This window comes from Caballeronia sp. (assembly GCF_049581465.1).
Lineage (GTDB): Bacteria > Pseudomonadota > Gammaproteobacteria > Burkholderiales > Burkholderiaceae > Caballeronia.
Map to the genome: position 1 here is coordinate 1 of NZ_JBAUSA010000514.1, position 1,567 is coordinate 1,567.

Genomic DNA, 1,567 nt, shown 5'->3' on the forward strand with positions numbered 1-1,567 from the left:
AAACAGCGCCACCAGATCGGGCGCGACGGCTAACAGGAGCAAGCACGCAAGGGAAGCAATTACGCCGGCCATCCGGCTCGTCGCGCCTGCTCTCATATTGAGAAGCGACCGGTTGAAGGACTGGTAGCCGACCATCCCGCCCAGCATCCCGCTCGCGATGTTGGCGAGGCCGGCCGCCCGCATCTCGCGGTTCAGATCGATGTCGTCGCCGGTCGCCGCGCCAATCGCGGTCGAGTTCATCAGGATAGTGATTGCCGCAACCGACGTAACCACCAGCGTCTCCAGTAAGTGCGCACCAATCGCAGACCAGTCGATATCGCCATGTCCGAGCGATGCAAGCGATGTCGGTAAATGCAGTTCCGGAATCTGGAGGGAGCGCAGCGGTACGTGCGCAAGCAGCAGGCCCATGTGGTGGGCATCGTCGATCGAAAGACCCGCCGCGAAGAGCATCACGTAGAAAAGCCCGACGCCTGATGCAAGCGTGAGCGGCAGCACGGCAGCGTGGTTGCACACACGCGAGAGAATCGTGAGCAAGACGCCGACAATCACGGCAGGTGTCCACGCGAGCCAGTGCAGATGCGCCAGCAGCGCGAGTAGTGTGCGCCAGTGCGGTGCCTCGCCCGTCAGCACACGGAACGCGCCCGCCAACAGCAGATATCCGGTGCCGGCAAGAAAACCGCCTACGACCGGATACGGCAGGAACTGCAACGAGCGACTGCGCCTGGACGAACCGATCGCATACAGGATGACGCCAGTTACGATCGAACACACCGCAATGGCGACCAGCACCGTCAACAGGATCATTTGGGGGGAACCGCCGTCGGCGCGCACGCTGCTGGCGACGCCGGCCGCGACGCCAGCGAGAAATGCCGTCGCATTGCTGTCCGGGCCGCCAATGTTCATACGCATGGAACTCGTCAGCGCGATCACGAGAGCGGTCACGACGCAACTGACAAGCGCGGTCGGCACCCCGAGCGCGGCGTAGCGCGCAAGATCGGCGCTGAAAATCATGGTGCCGAGGCTCATCGCATAGCAGAGCATCACCATCGTAGAGACTGCGGCGGCCGTCATATCGCCAAGCAGGCCGGTGAGGCGCGGATCTCTGCGCACAGCGTTGGCGGAACCGGTGGTGCCTCGCTTCACAGCGCGCTCCCGGGGAGTGGGGGTCGACTCCTGACGCAACGAGTATCGGCCGCTGCCCCTTCCCGTGTCAATTTGCCAGCGTACGCGTCACGCGCCCACTTACTAGCCTCTTCAGACAGGCGCGAACTACACTGTGTATAGGGCGTGAGCGCCGCGCATCCGGCGGCGTGCGGGTTGGCGGGGGAAACCTCCTTGGGCGACGAAGATGGATATCGATCAGTGGCTCGATGCGCTGGAACTCGGGCAATATGCACGCGCGTTCGCGGCGAACGATATCGATCTCGCCGTGCTGCCCCAACTGACCGATGCTGACCTGAAAGAACTCGGCATGCTCTCGCTGGGTCATCGCAAGCGCCTGCTGGCGGCGATTGCAGGACTTGGCGCCGCAGCATCGGCCGTCGCGCCGGTGGCCACCCAGGTGCCC

Annotated in this window: 2 protein-coding genes; one reads left to right on the forward strand and one right to left on the reverse strand. The window is 64.0% G+C overall.

Annotation, left to right across the window (positions count from 1 at the left end; translation table 11 throughout):
* Positions 1-1,143: SulP family inorganic anion transporter (locus WCA53_RS12560; RefSeq protein WP_423910179.1), on the reverse strand; the 1,143-nt coding region annotated here is incomplete at its 3' end.
* 205 nt (positions 1,144-1,348) lie between these two features.
* On the opposite strand from WCA53_RS12560, the gene WCA53_RS12565 reads away from it, so the two are divergent.
* Positions 1,349-1,567 (forward strand): SAM domain-containing protein (locus WCA53_RS12565; protein ID WP_423910182.1); only part of this gene is annotated, 219 nt, incomplete at its 3' end.